Source organism: Aeromonas sp. QDB03, from assembly GCF_027707985.1.
Taxonomy (GTDB): Bacteria; Pseudomonadota; Gammaproteobacteria; order Enterobacterales; family Aeromonadaceae; genus Aeromonas; species Aeromonas hydrophila.
The window spans coordinates 223,453-238,994 of record NZ_JAPCJG010000003.1 but is presented as its reverse complement, the minus strand read 5'-3'; the positions used below and the strand labels follow the sequence as shown (position 1 = coordinate 238,994).

Genomic DNA, 15,542 nt, shown 5'->3' with positions numbered 1-15,542 from the left:
AGAATGATAAATAAAGGGAAGGGCTGGCGTCTGGCCACCGTGGCTGCGGCGCTGATGATGGCAGGTTCTGCCTGGGCCACCGAATATTCCGCCAGCTTCAAGAATGCCGACATCGAAGAGTTCATCAACACGGTCGGCAAGAACCTGAACAAGACCATCATCATCGAGCCTTCGGTGCGCGGCAAGATCAACGTCCGCAGCTATGACCTGCTCAACGAAGACCAGTACTACCAGTTCTTCCTGAGCGTGCTCGATGTCTATGGCTTCGCCGTGGTCCCGATGGACAACGGCGTGCTCAAGGTGGTGCGCTCCAAGGATGCCAAAACCTCCGCCATCCCGGTGGTGGACGAGAGCAACCCCGGCAGCGGCGACGAGATGGTGACCCGGGTCGTGCCGGTGCGCAACGTCTCGGTACGTGAACTGGCGCCGCTGCTGCGCCAGCTCAACGACAACGCCGGTGGCGGCAACGTGGTCCATTACGACCCCTCCAACGTGCTGCTGATCACCGGCCGTGCTGCCGTGGTCAACCGGCTGGTGGAAGTGGTGCGTCGGGTCGACAAGGCGGGCGACCAGGAAGTGGACATCGTCAAGCTCAAGTACGCCTCTGCCGGCGAGATGGTGCGGCTGGTGACCAACCTCAACAAGGATGGCAACAACCAGGGCGGCAACACCTCCCTGCTGCTGGCACCCAAGGTGGTGGCCGACGAGCGCACCAACTCGGTGGTGGTGAGCGGCGAGCCCAAGGCGCGCGCCCGCATCATCCAAATGGTGCACCAGCTCGACCGTGACCTGCAGAGCCAGGGCAACACCCGGGTCTTTTATCTGAAATACGGCAAGGCCAAGGATCTGGTGGAGGTGCTCAAGGGCGTCAGCTCCAGCATAGAGGCGGACAAGAAGGGCGGCGCGGCCACCACCACAGGGGGTGGCGGTGCCAGCATCGGAGGCGGCAAGCTGGCCATCTCCGCCGACGAGACCACCAATGCGCTGGTGATCACCGCCCAGCCGGACGTGATGGCCGAGCTGGAGCAAGTGGTCGCCAAGCTCGACATCCGTCGTGCCCAGGTGCTGGTGGAGGCGATCATCGTCGAGATCGCCGATGGCGACGGCCTCAACCTCGGGGTGCAGTGGGCCAACACCAATGGCGGCGGCACCCAGTTCACCAATACCGGTTTGCCGATTGGTTCGGTGGCCATCGCGGCCAAGGATTATAAGGATAACGGGACCACCACAGGCCTGGCCTCGCTGGCCAAAGAGTTCAACGGTATGGCGGCCGGTTTCTATCACGGCAACTGGGCCGCGCTGGTGACGGCTCTGTCGACCAACTCCAAGAGCGATATTCTCTCCACCCCGAGTATCGTCACTATGGACAACAAGGAAGCCTCCTTCAACGTCGGCCAGGAAGTGCCGGTGCAGAGCGGCTCCCAGAGCTCCACCACCAGCGATCAGGTGTTCAACACCATCGAACGCAAGACGGTGGGTACCAAGCTGGTGGTGACGCCGCAGATCAACGAGGGGGATTCCGTACTGCTCAACATCGAGCAGGAGGTCTCCAGCGTAGCGAACAAACCAGCCGAGGGAACTGCAACACTTGGCCCGACCTTCGATACCCGCACCATCAAGAATGCGGTGCTGGTGAAGAGCGGCGAGACCGTGGTACTGGGCGGCTTGATGGACGAGAAGACCAGCGAAACCGTCTCCAAGGTGCCGCTGCTCGGCGATATCCCGGTGCTGGGCTATTTGTTCCGTTCGACCAATAACAGCACCTCCAAGCGCAATCTGATGGTCTTTATCCGGCCCACCATTTTGCGGGATGCCAACATTTACACAGGTGTTTCCAGCAACAAGTACACCGAGTTCCGGAACGAACAGGTGGAAGCGGCGGCACAGGAGGGCTACCTCACCTCGCCCAAGCGCCAGGTGCTGCCCGAGTACAGCCAGGGTGTGGCAACATCGCCCGAGGCACAAAAGCAGATTGAACAGATGAAGCAGCACCAGCAGGCGACGATCGAATCGGTGCAGCCATTCGTGGGTAACAAGTAATGGCGGCATACCAGCTGGATGGCGTCGACATGCCGGCAGCCCTGCCCGAGCTGCCGTTTGCCTTCGCCCGCAACTTCGGGGTGATCCTGACCGAGCGGCAGGGGGCCCCGGTGCTGCTCTGCCGCCAGGGCGTGACGCCGCAAACCCTGCTGGAAGTGCGGCGGGTGGCGGGCTGCGCCTTCACGGTGGAGCAGATGGACGGCGAGGCCTTCGAAGAGCTGCTGATGGCCCACTACCAGCGTGACTCCTCCGAGGCGCGCCAGCTGATGGAGGATCTCGGCAACGAGATGGACTTCTTCGCGCTGGCCGAAGAGCTGCCCCAGAGTGAAGACCTGCTGGACGCCGACGACGACGCCCCCATCATCCGCCTCATCAACGCCATGTTGAGCGAGGCGATAAAAGAAGAAGCGTCCGACATCCACATCGAGACCTTCGAGCGGGCCCTAGTGATCCGCTTCCGTATCGATGGGGTGCTGCGGGAGATCCTGCGTCCCCATCGCAAGCTCGCCTCCTTGCTGGTGTCGCGCATCAAGGTCATGTCGCGGATGGACATCGCCGAGAAGCGGGTGCCGCAGGATGGCCGCATCTCACTGCGCATCGGCGGCCGGGCGGTGGACGTGCGGGTTTCCACCATGCCGTCCAGCTACGGCGAGCGGGTGGTACTGCGTCTGCTCGACAAGAACAACGTGCGGCTCGAGCTCAAGCAGCTCGGCATGACGCTGGCCAACCGCAACATCATCAGCGAGCTCATTCGTAAGCCTCACGGCATCATTCTGGTGACGGGCCCGACCGGTTCGGGCAAGTCCACCACCCTGTATGCGGCGCTCTCCGAGATCAACTCGCGGGATCGCAACATTCTCACGGTGGAAGATCCTATCGAATATGACCTCGAAGGGGTTGGCCAGACCCAGGTCAACAGCAAGGTGGACATGACCTTCGCCCGCGGCCTGCGCGCCATTCTGCGCCAGGATCCGGACGTGGTGATGGTAGGGGAAATCCGTGACCTCGAAACTGCCCAGATCGCGGTGCAGGCGTCGCTGACCGGTCACCTGGTGATGTCGACCCTGCACACCAACACCGCCATCGGTGCCATCACCCGGATGCGGGACATGGGCATCGAACCCTTCCTGCTCTCCTCCTCACTGCTGGCGGTGCTGGCCCAACGGCTGGTGCGCACCCTCTGCCCCGATTGCCGCGCGCCGCGCCCCATCACCGAGCAGGAGCGCATTGCCATGGGCATCGAGCTGGCGCCGGATCAGCAGGTGTGGCGGCCAGTGGGCTGCGAGCAGTGCAACCACACCGGCTATCGCGGCCGAACCGGCATCCACGAGCTGGTGGTGATCGACGAAGCGGTACGCGAGGCGATCCACAGCGCCAGCGGCGAGCTGGCCATCGAGCGGCTGATCCGGGGTCACACCCCCAGTATCCGCCGCGACGGCATCGACAAGGTACTCAAGGGGCAGACCAGCCTCGAAGAGGTGCTGCGCGTGACCCGGGAAGACTGAGATGGCTGCATTCGAATACAAGGCCCTCGACGGCAAGGGACGCAACAAGAGTGGCGTGCTGGAGGGGGATTCCGCCCGCCAGGTACGCCAGCTGTTGCGCGAGCAGGGGCTGACCCCGCTCGAGGTGAACGAGACCACCGAGAAGGCCAAGCGCGAGGCGAACCGCTTCGTGTTGTTCCGCCGTGGTGCCAGCACCGCCGAGCTGGCGATGATCACCCGCCAGCTGGCTACCCTGGTGGGGGCCGGTCTCACCATCGAAGAGGCGCTCAAGGCCGTCGCCGAGCAGTGCGAGAAGGCCCACCTGCGCAGCATGGTGGCCACGGTGCGCAGCAAGGTGGTGGAGGGCTATTCGCTGGCCGATTCGCTGGCGGCCTTCCCCCATGTGTTCGATCAGCTGTTCCGCTCCATGGTGGCGGCCGGCGAGAAGTCCGGTCACCTGGAGAAGGTGCTCAACCGCCTCGCCGACTACACCGAGCAGCGCCAGCACATGCGCACCAAGCTGCTGCAGGCGATGATCTACCCCATCGTATTGACCTGCGTCGCCATCGGCGTCATCTCCATCCTGCTCACCGCCGTGGTGCCCAAGGTGGTGGCCCAGTTTGAACACATGGGTCAGCAACTGCCGGCCACTACCCGCTTCCTCATCGGTACCAGCGAGCTGATGCAGCACTACGGCCTTTGGTTCCTGTTGCTGCTGCTGGTGGGTGGTTTTGTCTGGCGCTGGTGGCTGACTGACGACAAGCGTCGCCGTCACTGGCACCAGCTGATCCTGCGCCTGCCGGTGATCGGCCGGGTCAGCCGCGGTCTCAACACCGCCCGCTTCGCCCGTACCCTGAGCATCCTCAACGCCAGCGCCGTGCCGCTGCTGGAGGGGATGAAGATCTCCGGCGAAGTGCTCTCCAACGACTTTGCCCGCATGCGCATCGGTGAGGCCACCGAGCGGGTGCGGGAGGGGACCAGCCTGCGCAAGTCGCTGGATGAAACCAAAATTTTTCCGCCCATGATGCTGCACATGATCGCCTCCGGCGAGCAGAGCGGCGAGCTCGACAACATGCTGGAGCGGGCGGCGGACAACCAGGATCGGGAGTTTGAAACCCAGGTGAACATCGCCCTCGGGGTGTTCGAACCCATGCTGGTGGTCTCCATGGCCGGGGTGGTGCTGTTTATCGTGATGTCGATCCTGCAGCCGATCCTCGAGCTCAACAATATGGTGAATATGTAAGGTTCGGATGTTCGAATACGCTTCGCTATTCGAGCCTGCCAGTCCAATCGAGCGATCGTGGTTTAACAGTTAATCGTTGATGGTTCATGCCATCTCATTTCGTGAGGGAGTAAGTCATGCAAAAGCGTCGTCAATCGGGTTTTACCCTGCTGGAAGTGATGGTGGTCATCGTGATCCTGGGGATCCTGGCCAGCCTGGTGGTGCCCAACCTGATGGGCAACAAGGAGAAGGCTGACCAGCAGAAAGCGGTCTCCGACATAGTGGCGCTGGAAAACGCCCTCGACATGTACAAGCTGGACAACAACCGCTACCCGACCACCGAGCAGGGGCTGGACGCGCTGGTCAACAAGCCGACCGCCGCACCTGAGCCGCGCAGCTACCGCGAAGGGGGCTACATCAAGCGCCTGCCGCAGGATGCCTGGGGCAACCCGTACCAGATGCTGAGCCCGGGTCAGTTCGGCAAGATCGACATCTTCTCCATGGGGCTGGATGGCGAAGCCGGTACCGATGACGACATCGGCAACTGGAACCTGAAGGACTTCCAATAAGTGATCCCGCCACGTCGCGCTCACCGAGTCATGCCGAGGCTGCCTGAATGAAGGTGGCCTCTTCTGCCCGTCGCCAGGCCGGTTTTACCCTGCAGGAAGTGTTGCTGGTGGCCATGTTGATGGGTCGGCTCGAGGCCACTGCCATGCAGTTGAGGCTGGCGCCATGAAACATAGTCGCCAGGCCGGTTTTACTCTGCTGGAAGTGTTGCTGGTTGCCATGTTGATGGGGCTGGTTGCCACTGCCGTCACCCTCAGCATGGGCGGCGCCAGGGGGGATAGAGAGCTGGACAAGCAGGCGCACCGCTTCATGGCCGTGCTGCAGCAGGCGCAGGAGTACTCGGTGATGGATGGCCGGCTGGTGGGCCTGCGTGTCGAGGACAACAGCTGGCAGTTCATGCAGCGCGCGGCCAAGGATCGCAAGTGGCAGGTGATGAGCGGTGACAAGCTGCTGGATCGGGTCGAGTTGCCCGACAACATGCGGCTGGCCATCGAGCTCGAGGGCTTCAGCTGGCGGACCGAATCCGACGAGAAGTACGAGAAGGGGCGCGACGAGAAGGAGCGCACGCCGCAGGTGTTCATCTTTCCCGGTGGGGAGCTGACCCCCTTCGTGCTGACCCTAACCCAGCAGGACGACGATCTGCGCTATGTGCGCACGGTCAAGGCGGACGAATTCGGCCGCCTGCGCCTGCTGCAGGACGAGGAGGAAGAGGAATGAACGCCCGCGGCATGACCCTGCTGGAAGTCATGGTGGCGCTGGCGGTGTTTGCCATCGCCGGGCTGGCGGTGATGAAGACCGCCAGCGAGCACCTCTCCGGCCTCAACTATCTGGAACAGAAGACCCTGGCGACCTGGGTGGTGGAGAACCAGCTGGTGCAGCAGAAGCTCGAAGCCAAGTGGCCCGGTGACAGCTGGGTGGAAGGGGACGAGCAGATGGCGGGCCAGACCTGGTACTGGCGCTATCGCGGCGTCGCTACCGCCGACAGCAACTTCAAGGCGCTGGACATGGAAGTGCGTACCGCGCCCAAGGCCGAGAGCCCGGTGGCCATGATTCGGACCTATATCAGCCGATGAACCTGCATCAAGGTGTCTCCATGATCCGGAGCCAGCATCAGCCGATGAATCTGCAGCAACGTGTATACATGACCCGGCGTCAGGAGGGGTTTACCCTGCTGGAGATGCTGGTGGCCATCGCCATCTTCGCCGGCCTGAGCCTGGGCGCCTATCAGGTGCTGCAAGGGGTGCTCACCAGCGACGAGGTGGCCAAGCGCAAGGAGGCTCGTCTCTCCGAGCTGCAACTGGCCTTCTCCGTGCTGGAGCGGGATATCACCCAGATGGTGCCGCGCAGCGGCCGCATCGACGGCGAGAACAACAAGGTGCTGCTGGCGGCCTCCCGTTTCGGCCAGCAGAGCGACGACTGGGGCATGGCCTTCATGCGCGGCGGCTGGCTCAACCCGGACGGCATGCTGCCGCGCTCCGGCCTGCAGCGGGTCGGCTGGCGCCTCAAGGATCACAAGCTGGAGCGGCTGAGCTACCTCTACCCGGATCCGGTGATCGGCACCGAGCCGCGCATTCAGCCGATGCTGGAGCGGGTGACGGCGCTGCGGCTCTACTTCTACGACAAGGGCGCCTGGAAAGAGGAGTGGACCCAGCGCAACGTGCTGCCCTACGGGCTGGCGGTGGAGCTGGATCTGGAAGACTACGGTACCATCCGTCGCCAGTTCCTGATCGGGGCCGGTGGTCAGAGGGCAGAGAATGGTAACTGATCGTCGTTTTTCCCGCCCCGGCCGCCAGGGGGGCATGGCCCTGCTGGTGGTGCTGCTCATCCTGTCGGTGATGGTGATCATCGCCAGCAACATGAGTGGCCGCCTGCAGCTGGAGCTGCGCCGCACCGCCAACCTCACCGCCGGCAAGCAGGCCTGGTGGTATGCCATGTCGGCGGAGGCGCTGGTGAGCAAGGTGCTGGCCCAGGATTTCAAGGACGACCCCAACGTGGTCAGCCTGGGGCAGAACTGGGCGCGCCAGGATGCGGTCTTCCCGGTGGATGACGGCAAGCTCACCGGCCGGGTGCGGGATCTGCAATCCTGCTTCAACCTCAACAGCCTGAGCGTGCCGTTGAAAGACGGGATCAGCGGCGACGATCTGGAGAAGCAGCCCTATCCGGTCAAGGTGTTCAAGGCGCTGCTCAAGCAGCTCGAGGTGGAAGATTACGAGGCGGTGCAACTGACCGATGCCATCCGCGACTGGACCGACAAGGATACCGTGCTGGTGTCGAGCTACGGCGCCGAGGATGCCTATTACGAAGGGCTCACCCCCCCATATCTGACCGCCAACCAGTGGATGCTCGGCACCGACGAGCTGCGGGCGGTGCGCGGGGTGAGCGCCAAGCTGTACGCCCGGCTGGCGCCCTATGTGTGCGCCCTGCCCAACGACAAGCTGGTGGTGAACGTCAACACCATCCGCCCGGAGCAGTCGGCCCTGCTGGTGGCGCTCTATCTGGACAAGGTGGGGCTGGACGATGCCAAGCGGGTGCTGACCAGCCGTCCCCAGAAGGGGTGGAAAAACAAGAAGGAGATGACGGACCAGATGCCGGTGCAGGTGAGCAACATCCAGGGGCTGGATGCGGCGCTGGACGTCAAGAGCAGCTATTTCGAGGCCAGGCTGATTGCCGAGGTGGGTGACACCCGCGCCCGGCTGGAGAGCGTCTTCGTGCGCGGCAAGGACAACAAGCTGGTGATGCTGCGCCGTCTGAACGGTGGCGCCGAATAACAAGGGAGGCGGGCGACGGCCGTTGGCCGGCCCGCGCCATCCCCCGATTGGACTGCAGCCCATGGCTGCGCGCCCGCCCATCCCGAGGGATGCGAGCGAGCATGGCAGGAGAGACATTAGTGAGCGAGAGTCTGGTCATCCGTCTGGGGACCAATGCGCAGCAGCCGGTCGAGTGGCTGGTGTGGTCGGGCGGGGAAGAGGAGGTGATCGCCTCCGGTACCCTGGCCTCGGCCCATGCCCTTGGCGAGCTGCAGGAGCGGGCCGGTGGCCGTCCGGCGGTGGTGCTGGTGCCCGGCAGCGATCTTATCTTCCGGCGGGTGAGCCTGCCGGGCAAATACAGCCGCCAGTCCGCGGCCGCCTTGCCCTATCTGCTGGAGGAGCAAATCGCCTCCGACGTGGATGAGCTGCACCTGGTGGTGCTGGGTCATCAGGGGCACGAGGTGGACCTGATGGCGGTCGACAAGGAGAAGATGCAGACCTGGCTCGGCTGGCTGGAGCAGGCCGGTCTCAAGAGTCGGCAACTGCTGCCGGACGTGCTGGCGCTGCCGCAGGCGAGCGAGGGCTGGTCGGCGCTGCAACTGGGCAAGGAGTGGCTGCTGCGCCAGGGCCCCTGTCAGGGCATCGTCGCCGACGAGCCGCTGCTGGCCATGCTGCTGGCGGCGGAGCCGGCGCCGGTGACCATTCACAGCCATACCCCGCCGCCGGCCATTGCGGCGGCCAGCTGGCAGGCGGCCGATCCCGAGCTGCCCATGCTGCTGCTGGCCCGGGGGGCGCTCGCCAGTCAGGCCAACCTGCTGCAGGGCCCCTACCGACCGCAGACCGAATACTCCCGCTACTGGCAGCAGTGGCGCAAGGTGGCGGTGGTGGCCGGAGCGCTGTTGGTGGTGGCGTTTGCCCAGCGCGGCGTGCAGCTCTATCAGCTGGCGGAGCAGGACAAGGCGCTCAAGGCGGAGATCCGGCAGGTCTACACCCGGATCTTCCCGGGGGAGAGCCGCATCGTCAACGTGCGCAGCCAGATGACCCAGCACCTCCAGCAGCTGGGGCAGACGCCGCAGGACGGGGTGTTGATGGTGCTGACCGAGCTGGCCCCCACCTTCGCCGAAGTACCCGGCCTCAAGCCCGAGGTGCTGCGTTTCGACGCGGCCCGCGGCGAGCTCAGGCTGCAGGTGACGGCTCCCGGTTTTGCCGAGATCGAGCGTTTTCGCGAGCTGGCCGGCAAGCGCTTCGACGTGCAGCAGGGGGAGGTGCGCAGCACTGAAGGTAAGGTTGAAGGGGCACTGGTGCTGAAGGGTAAATCATCATGATGGACAAACTACAAGGCTGGTGGCGCGGTATCAGCGCCCGCGAGCAGCGGCTGGTGGCGGTGGGCGGCAGCGTGCTGTTGATCGGCTTCTGCTACTGGGTCATCTGGCAGCCCATCGGCAATCGCATCGATGAGCGCGAGCGGCAGGTATTGAGCCAGCAGCAGACCCTCGCCTGGTTGAAAGAGAAGGGTGAAGAGGTGCTGGCGCTGCAGGGTGGCCAGGGCCGCCAGCTCGATACCAGCGGCACCCTGGAAGGGGTGGTCAACCGCACCGCCTTCAACCAGAAGATCAAGATTGCCCGGTTGCAGCCTCAGGGCCAGGAGCTGCAGGTGTGGATCGACACGGTGGCGTTCGATGACCTGCTGATCTGGCTGGCGACCCAGGCAGATCGCCATGGCGTGCAGGTGCAGGTGATCGAGGTGGCCCGCGAGAATCTGGCGCCCGGCCTGGTCAAGGTACGCCGCTTGCAGCTGAGCCGTCCCCAATGAAACAACGCGTCCCGAGCAGGGCCATATGCCTGAGCGGGCGTTTGCAGTCGAGTCGTTTTCTATGAAGCAAAGAGTGCTGATTGCCGTGCTGTTTCTGGCGGCCTATCTGGTTTTCCTGCTGGCCAAGCTGCCGGCGTCTCTGGTGGTGCGCTACCTGCCGCTGCCGCCCCTGGTACAGCTGGAAGGGGTGAGCGGCACCCTCTGGAGCGGCCAGGTTGCCCGCCTGCAATACGCCAGCGAGTCGCTGACCCAGCTGCGCTGGGAGCTCAACGGCTGGTCGCTGCTGCGTTTTGCCCCTGAGGTGTCCCTGCGCTTTGGCGAGCGCAGCGGCCTCAACGGGCAGGGGGTGGTTGGCTGGAGCGGCGCCGCCTTTGGCCGCGACATCACCCTCAACGTGCCGGCCCCCTGGCTGCTGGCGCGGGTGCCGATGCAGTTGCCCGTGCCGGTGACGGTGGCTGGCCAGCTGCAGCTCAAGCTCGATCAGGTTGCCCAGGGCAACCCCTGGTGCGACAACCTCTACGGCAACCTCTACTGGTACGGGGCCGATGCCGATACCCCGGCCGGCAAGCTGGTGCTGGGGGATCCCGAGATCAAGCTGACCTGCATCGACTCCCGGCTGGTGGCCGAGCTCAAGCAGGGCTCGGAGGCGGTGCAGGTGCAGGGCAAGCTGGAGCTGCAGGCCAATCGCCAGTACCTGTTCCAGGGCACGTTGAAACCGGGGCCCGATCTGCCGGAGCAGATGAAGCAGGGGCTGCCCTTCCTCGGCCAGCCCGATGGTCAGGGGCGCTTCCCGCTGCGCTACCAGGGCCGCATCTGACGGCCTTGCTGTCTGATCTGGCATGCATCAACACCACCCCGCCCCGGCGGGGTGGTGTCGTTATGGGGTGGTGCTGGCCGGCGCCGTGATGAGGTGATTGAGGAAGAAGCGGAACAGCTCGGCCCGCGAGCGCAGGTGCAGCTTGGCGTAGAGGTGCTTGCGGTGATTCTTCACCGTGCCGCTGCCGATGCCGAGCGCACCGGCAATGGCCTCGGTGTCGAGCCCCTGCAACAGCAATCCCGCCACCTGACGCTCGCGGCGGGTGAGGCTCGCCCCCCCCACGCTGGCGATGGCCTGCTCCACGGTCGCCTTGAGATCAGTGCCGCCTGGCAGTGCTGGACTCTGTGCCAGCAGGGCGGCTTCCTCCCGCCAGTGCTGGCGGCACAGCGAATGCACCAGCGGGAACAGTGCCTCCAGCCTGGCCAGCTCGTCACGGCTGAGGGAGCTGCGCTTGTCGAGGCGGCCCAGAAACAGCATCAGGGTGAGGCCGCCGCGCACCGGCAGGATCAGCCCCACCTCCTCCTGCCAGCCGGTAGCCTGATAGAAGTGGTGGCGATACTCGGGGTCGAGCCGCCCGCGCGACACCTGTGCCAGGGTCCAGACCCCGGCCCCCAGACCCTGTTCCAGCGCCTGCATAAAGGGATCCTGACTGAAGTGGCGGGTGAGGTAGCGATCGAACAGCAGGGCCCGCTGGTGGTGCAGGTTGTCGTAGAGGTAGACGGGGCGCTGCCCCACCCCGAGCAGCAGGGCACAGTCGAACGCCACCTGCTGCTGGATCAGGCGTACCAGCGCCGCCGGAAAGGCGCTGCCGTGCAGGGCATCGACCACCTCGGTCATGCTGCGGGTCATGGCATCTGTGGCAAGAGTCTGGATCATGGGTACTGGTTCATGGCGATGGCTTCCGGGTGGCGGGCAGGCTCCCCGCGATGGTCGTGCGATGGTCGTGCGATGGTCACACGATAGCCGGATGCTAGCACGAGAGTGGCAAAACTGTCCCCTGGGGGACATATTCGGTACGAGCCAGAGCGGCGAGGATGTGGGCTTTTCCCCCTGTTGTTGGAGACCCCATGATCAACCCCCACCTGCTCGATGAGCTGACCCGACGCGGCCTGGTGGCCCAGAATTCCGATCCGGTGGCGCTGGCCGACCATCTTGCCACTCCGCGCACCGTCTACTGCGGGTTCGATCCCACCGCCGGCAGCCTGCACATCGGCCATCTGGTGCCGCTGTTGATGCTGCGCCGCTTCCAGCTGGCGGGCCACACCCCGGTGGCGCTGGTGGGCGGTGCCACCGGTCTTATCGGCGATCCCAGCTTCAAGGCGACCGAGCGCAACCTCAACAGCGCCGAGACGGTGCAGGGCTGGGTAGCCAGCCTGTCGGCCCAGATAAAAGCGCTGCTGCCGGCCAGCGAAGGGCTGGCGGCACCGCTGCTGGTCAACAACGCCGATTGGATGGGGCAGATGTCCGCCCTCGATTTTCTGCGCGACATCGGCAAACACTTCTCGGTCAACGCCATGCTGGCCCGCGAATCGGTGCGCCAGCGGCTGGCCCGCCCGGATCAGGGTATCTCGTTCACCGAGTTCTCCTACGCCTTGCTGCAATCCCAGGACTTCGCGGTGCTCAACCAGCGGCTCGGCTGCACCCTGCAGATCGGCGGCAACGACCAGTGGGGCAACATCACCAGCGGCATGGATCTCACCCGCCGCCTCCATCAGGCTCAGGTCTATGGCATGACGTTGCCGCTTATCACCAAGGCCGACGGCACCAAGTTCGGCAAGACCGAAGGGGGCGCAATCTGGCTCGACCCGGCGCTCACCTCGCCCTACGCCTTCTACCAGTTCTGGCTCGGCACGGCGGATGAGGATGTCTACCGCTTCCTGCGCTACTACAGCTTCATGCCGCTGACCGAGATTGAGGCGCTGGAGGCGGAGGATGCGAAGCGACAGGGGCGCAAGCTGGCGCAGCAGGTGCTGGCCGACGAGCTGACCGAGCTGGTGCACGGCAAGGGGGCGCTTGCGGCAGCGCAGCGCATCAGCGAACTGCTGTTCAGTGGCGAGGTGGCCCGCCTTGGCGAGAGCGATCTGGCCCAGCTGGCGCAGGATGGCATGCCGGGCTGGCGTATCGAGGGGGAAACAGATCTGGTGACCCTGCTGGTGGAGAGCGGTCTGGCCAACTCGAAGAGGATCGCCCGCGAGCTGCTGGCGGCAGGTGCCATCAGCCTCAATGGCGAGATCCGCCGGGATGAGCCACTGACGGCGGCCGACCGGCTGTTCGGCCGCTACCTGCTGCTGCGCCGGGGCAAGAAGCAGTACCGGCTGGTGACGTGGCTGGGGTGAGTCGATCCGGGATCGACAAGGGCTGCCTGGGCAGCCCTTTTGTTTATCCGTCAGTTCGAGAGCCTTGTAGCCCTGTTGGCTTACATGGCCAGCGGCAATAACTCGGCGTAGTCGCGGAAGGGATGGGGGAGGCGGTGCCTGGTTGCCCGGATGCTCACCTGCATCTCGGCTTACCCGGCCAGCGGCAATAACTCGGCGTAATCACGGATCGCCGGGAAGGCGGTGATGTGCTGCTCGGGCTGGCAACTGTCCGGGTTCTGGATGGCGAGCTGATAACCGATGCCGTAGTCGGCGGCGGCGCGCAGGATCCGCTCGCTGTCATCTACAAAGAGAGTGCGGGCCGGGTCGAACGCCAGCCGCTCGGCCAGTGCCTGCCAGCAGTGCTGGCTCTCCTTCGACCAGCCCAGCTCGTGGGTGCTCACCATCAGATCGAGGTGGCCGGCCAGCCCCAGCTGCGCATCCTTCACCGACAGGCTGGCGGGGTGGGCATTGGTGAAGAGCACCAGCTGCTTGCCGGCGGCCCGCAGGGCGGCCAGGAAGGGGATGACGTGTGGCCGCCACTGGATCTTGGCCAGGATTTCCTGCTTGAGGGCGCGGATGTCGAGCCCCAGCGTCTCGCTCCAGTAGTCCACGCAGTACCAGTTGAGGGTGCCGCTGACGGCCTGGTAGTGCGCCTCGATCTGCACTCTGGCCTCGGCCAGCGGCAGGCCGAGTCGCTCGGCATAGCGCTCGGGTACCAGCTGTTGCCAGAGGTGGTTGTCAAAATGGAGATCGATCAGGGTGCCATCCATATCGAGCAGGACAGTGTCTATCTGGTGCCAGGGCAGTGGGGTCGGTGGTCGGGTCGAAACGGGCGGGCATTATAACGGATTTTTACCGCCGCTTTCCCACCCTTGCCCCGTGGTGTTCGAGAGGGGAGTCGTTTACTCTTGAAACACGATTTTTTAACGAGCAGCCAGCCCCGATGAGTGACCTCCACCAACGCAAACCCGTCCACCTCAGCGTCGACACCATGGCGCACGACAAGAGCAAGCCGGAGATCCTCAAGGCCGAGATCGTGGCCGAGAGCCGGCTGTTCAAGGTGGAGTCCCTCCATCTCAAGTTTTCCAACGGCGAGGAGCGGGTCTACGAGCGGATGCGCGGTGGCAACCGGGGCGCCGTCATGGTGGTGCCGCTGTTCGATGCCCACACCCTGCTGCTGGTGCGCGAGTACGCGGCGGGCACCCACTCCTACGAGCTGGGCTTTCCCAAGGGGCTGATCGACCCGGGTGAAGATGCCTTTGAGGCGGGCAACCGGGAGCTGATGGAAGAGGCGGGCTTCGGCGCCAACAGCCTGACCCTGCTCAAGCAGGTGTCGCTGGCGCCGGGGTACTTCTCCAGCCGGATGGACATCTTGCTGGCACGGGATCTCTTCCCCGAGCTGCGGGTGGGCGACGAGCCCGAGCCCCTCGAGGTGATCCCCTGGCCGCTGAACCGGATCGACGAATTGCTGGCGCGACCCGACTTCACCGAGTCGCGCAGCATCAGTGCGCTGCTGCTGGCCCAACGCTGGCTGGCGGAGCAGGCAGAGTAGCCCGCAGACGGGCAGTTTGAATACAGAGGATAACAAGATGCAGGAGTTGTTGGCCTGGGTGCCGGGGGTCAAGGAGATCGCGCGCGAAGCGGGCAGGATCCTTCACGAAATCTATCACGGCGGTCAGTTCGAGCGTCAGCTGAAGGAGGATGCGACCCCGGTCACCAGTGCCGATCTTGCTGCCGATGCCTACCTCAAACAGGCGCTGTCGGCGCTCACTCCCCATGTTCCCGTGCTGACCGAAGAGGCGGCCGACATCCCCTTCAGCCAGCGCGCCAACTGGCGCCAGTACTGGCTGGTGGATCCCCTCGACGGCACCGGCGAGTTTATCGCCGGCAGCGGCGACTTCGCCACCCTGATCGCCCTGGTGCAGGACAATGTGCCGGTGCTCGGCGTCATCTATGCCCCCGAGTCGAACGTGCTCTACTGGGCGGTGCGCGGTCATGGCGCCTTCAAGGAGGCGAACGGCGAGGTGCATCCCATCAGCGCCATGCACCACGAGCACGATCAGCCCGATTCGCTGGTGGTGGCCATCAGCCGCCGCCAGAGGCTGGAGAACCTGACTCGCCGTCTCAACCCGGCCATCAACTACGAGCTGATCCCGCTCGGCTCCAGCTCGCTCAAGTCCTGCCTGGTGGCGGAAGGGGCGGCCGACTGCTACGTGCGGCTCGGCCCTACCGGCGAGTGGGACACCGCCGCCGCCCAGTGCATCGTCGAGGCGGCCGGTGGTCGCATCCTCAGCCTGGCGCTGCAACCGCTGCGCTACAACGAGACGGAGTCGCTGGAGAACCCGGACTTCATCGTGATGGGGGATCCGGATCTCGCCTGGGGCAGCATTCTGGCTCACTGAGCGGGTGAACAGGTCATCATTGACGGCAATCAGGCGGCCCCATGGCCGCCTGATTGCTTGGTGTGATCCGCTGGTTTCATCGGGAATGAACAG

General features: G+C 64.7%; 16 protein-coding genes. 14 read left to right on the top strand and 2 right to left on the bottom strand.

Annotated features, from left to right (window positions below; translation table 11 throughout):
• Positions 1 to 3 precede the first annotated feature (3 nt).
• The 11 genes from exeD to exeN all read left to right on the top strand — a co-directional run bounded on the left by exeD (position 4) and on the right by exeN (position 10,690).
• On the top strand, positions 4 to 2,040 hold the full coding sequence (exeD, locus tag PG900_RS10345; protein ID WP_227290201.1) for a GspD family T2SS secretin variant ExeD: 2,037 nt from the start codon (positions 4 to 6) through the stop codon (positions 2,038 to 2,040).
• Positions 2,040 to 3,545: a GspE family T2SS ATPase variant ExeE gene (exeE, locus tag PG900_RS10340; RefSeq protein WP_016349336.1), complete on the top strand. Its 1,506-nt coding sequence runs from the start codon at positions 2,040 to 2,042 to the stop codon at positions 3,543 to 3,545. Before exeD ends, exeE begins: the two co-directional genes overlap by 1 nt.
• Before the next feature lies 1 nt (position 3,546).
• Entirely contained in the window at positions 3,547 to 4,767 is a 1,221-nt protein-coding gene (gene exeF / locus PG900_RS10335) for a GspF family T2SS innner membrane protein variant ExeF (protein WP_010635230.1), read from the top strand.
• Positions 4,768 to 4,883: 116 nt separating this feature from the next.
• Positions 4,884 to 5,315, top strand: coding sequence for a GspG family T2SS major pseudopilin variant ExeG (gene exeG / locus PG900_RS10330; RefSeq protein WP_270831417.1), 432 nt, complete (start codon positions 4,884 to 4,886; stop codon positions 5,313 to 5,315).
• 163 nt (positions 5,316 to 5,478) lie between these two features.
• On the top strand, positions 5,479 to 6,030 hold the full coding sequence (exeH, locus tag PG900_RS10325) for a GspH family T2SS minor pseudopilin variant ExeH (protein WP_270798121.1): 552 nt from the start codon (positions 5,479 to 5,481) through the stop codon (positions 6,028 to 6,030).
• Positions 6,027 to 6,386 carry a GspI family T2SS minor pseudopilin variant ExeI gene (gene exeI, locus PG900_RS10320; protein ID WP_073348808.1) on the top strand — a complete coding sequence of 120 codons (360 nt, stop codon included), beginning with the start codon at positions 6,027 to 6,029 and terminating at the stop codon, positions 6,384 to 6,386. Before exeH ends, exeI begins: the two co-directional genes overlap by 4 nt.
• A 44-nt stretch (positions 6,387 to 6,430) precedes the next feature.
• A complete protein-coding gene (exeJ, locus tag PG900_RS10315; protein WP_270798275.1) occupies positions 6,431 to 7,078 on the top strand; it encodes a GspJ family T2SS minor pseudopilin variant ExeJ in 648 nt (215 codons plus the stop codon).
• The gene (gene exeK / locus PG900_RS10310; protein WP_270798120.1) at positions 7,068 to 8,081 is read left to right on the top strand and encodes a GspK family T2SS minor pseudopilin variant ExeK; all 1,014 of its coding nucleotides are present in this window, start codon (positions 7,068 to 7,070) and stop codon (positions 8,079 to 8,081) included. The genes exeJ and exeK overlap by 11 nt, the downstream gene beginning before the upstream one ends.
• Positions 8,082 to 8,200: 119 nt before the next feature.
• Positions 8,201 to 9,385 (top strand): GspL family type II secretion system protein ExeL, encoded by a 1,185-nt coding sequence (gene exeL, locus PG900_RS10305; protein ID WP_011704547.1) that lies wholly within the window; start codon positions 8,201 to 8,203, stop codon positions 9,383 to 9,385.
• Positions 9,382 to 9,873 carry a GspM family type II secretion system protein ExeM gene (gene exeM / locus PG900_RS10300; protein WP_270831416.1) on the top strand — a complete coding sequence of 164 codons (492 nt, stop codon included), beginning with the start codon at positions 9,382 to 9,384 and terminating at the stop codon, positions 9,871 to 9,873. Before exeL ends, exeM begins: the two co-directional genes overlap by 4 nt.
• Positions 9,874 to 9,934: 61 nt before the next feature.
• Positions 9,935 to 10,690, top strand: a complete 756-nt coding sequence (gene exeN, locus PG900_RS10295; protein ID WP_011704549.1) for a GspN family type II secretion system protein ExeN — start codon at positions 9,935 to 9,937, stop codon at positions 10,688 to 10,690.
• Positions 10,691 to 10,750: 60 nt separating this feature from the next.
• Here exeN and PG900_RS10290 read toward each other — a convergent pair whose 3' ends face one another.
• Entirely contained in the window at positions 10,751 to 11,566 is an 816-nt protein-coding gene (locus PG900_RS10290) for a helix-turn-helix transcriptional regulator (protein ID WP_270798119.1), read from the bottom strand.
• A gap of 191 nt (positions 11,567 to 11,757) precedes the next feature.
• Between PG900_RS10290 and tyrS the strand changes: the two genes are divergently transcribed.
• The gene (tyrS, locus tag PG900_RS10285) at positions 11,758 to 13,026 is read left to right on the top strand and encodes a tyrosine--tRNA ligase (RefSeq protein WP_270798118.1); all 1,269 of its coding nucleotides are present in this window, start codon (positions 11,758 to 11,760) and stop codon (positions 13,024 to 13,026) included.
• Between the two features lie 170 nt (positions 13,027 to 13,196).
• Here the strand turns inward: tyrS and yrfG are convergent, their stop codons facing one another.
• Positions 13,197 to 13,853 (bottom strand): GMP/IMP nucleotidase, encoded by a 657-nt coding sequence (gene yrfG / locus PG900_RS10280; protein ID WP_270798273.1) that lies wholly within the window; start codon positions 13,851 to 13,853, stop codon positions 13,197 to 13,199.
• A 137-nt stretch (positions 13,854 to 13,990) separates the two neighbouring features.
• Between yrfG and nudE the strand changes: the two genes are divergently transcribed.
• Together nudE and cysQ are read left to right on the top strand one after the other, a co-directional pair.
• Positions 13,991 to 14,599, top strand: coding sequence for an ADP compounds hydrolase NudE (nudE, locus tag PG900_RS10275; RefSeq protein ID WP_270798117.1), 609 nt, complete (start codon positions 13,991 to 13,993; stop codon positions 14,597 to 14,599).
• Between the two features lie 37 nt (positions 14,600 to 14,636).
• A complete protein-coding gene (gene cysQ, locus PG900_RS10270; RefSeq protein WP_270798116.1) occupies positions 14,637 to 15,449 on the top strand; it encodes a 3'(2'),5'-bisphosphate nucleotidase CysQ in 813 nt (270 codons plus the stop codon).
• Positions 15,450 to 15,542 lie beyond the last annotated feature (93 nt).

What these genes read in the sequence shown, in the direction of transcription:
- cysQ (WP_270798116.1), top strand. Translation starts at nt 14,637, where the DNA reads ATGCAGGAGTTGTTGGCCTGGGTGCCGGGGGTCAAGGAGATCGCGCGC.
- tyrS (WP_270798118.1), top strand. Translation starts at nt 11,758, where the DNA reads ATGATCAACCCCCACCTGCTCGATGAGCTGACCCGACGCGGCCTGGTG.
- exeD (WP_227290201.1), top strand. Translation starts at nt 4, where the DNA reads ATGATAAATAAAGGGAAGGGCTGGCGTCTGGCCACCGTGGCTGCGGCG.
- exeE (WP_016349336.1), top strand. Translation starts at nt 2,040, where the DNA reads ATGGCGGCATACCAGCTGGATGGCGTCGACATGCCGGCAGCCCTGCCC.
- exeK (WP_270798120.1), top strand. Translation starts at nt 7,068, where the DNA reads ATGGTAACTGATCGTCGTTTTTCCCGCCCCGGCCGCCAGGGGGGCATG.
- exeN (WP_011704549.1), top strand. Translation starts at nt 9,935, where the DNA reads ATGAAGCAAAGAGTGCTGATTGCCGTGCTGTTTCTGGCGGCCTATCTG.
- exeG (WP_270831417.1), top strand. Translation starts at nt 4,884, where the DNA reads ATGCAAAAGCGTCGTCAATCGGGTTTTACCCTGCTGGAAGTGATGGTG.
- exeH (WP_270798121.1), top strand. Translation starts at nt 5,479, where the DNA reads ATGAAACATAGTCGCCAGGCCGGTTTTACTCTGCTGGAAGTGTTGCTG.
- nudE (WP_270798117.1), top strand. Translation starts at nt 13,991, where the DNA reads ATGAGTGACCTCCACCAACGCAAACCCGTCCACCTCAGCGTCGACACC.
- exeJ (WP_270798275.1), top strand. Translation starts at nt 6,431, where the DNA reads ATGAATCTGCAGCAACGTGTATACATGACCCGGCGTCAGGAGGGGTTT.
- PG900_RS10290 (WP_270798119.1), bottom strand. Translation starts at nt 11,566, where the DNA reads ATGATCCAGACTCTTGCCACAGATGCCATGACCCGCAGCATGACCGAG.
- exeF (WP_010635230.1), top strand. Translation starts at nt 3,547, where the DNA reads ATGGCTGCATTCGAATACAAGGCCCTCGACGGCAAGGGACGCAACAAG.
- exeI (WP_073348808.1), top strand. Translation starts at nt 6,027, where the DNA reads ATGAACGCCCGCGGCATGACCCTGCTGGAAGTCATGGTGGCGCTGGCG.
- exeM (WP_270831416.1), top strand. Translation starts at nt 9,382, where the DNA reads ATGATGGACAAACTACAAGGCTGGTGGCGCGGTATCAGCGCCCGCGAG.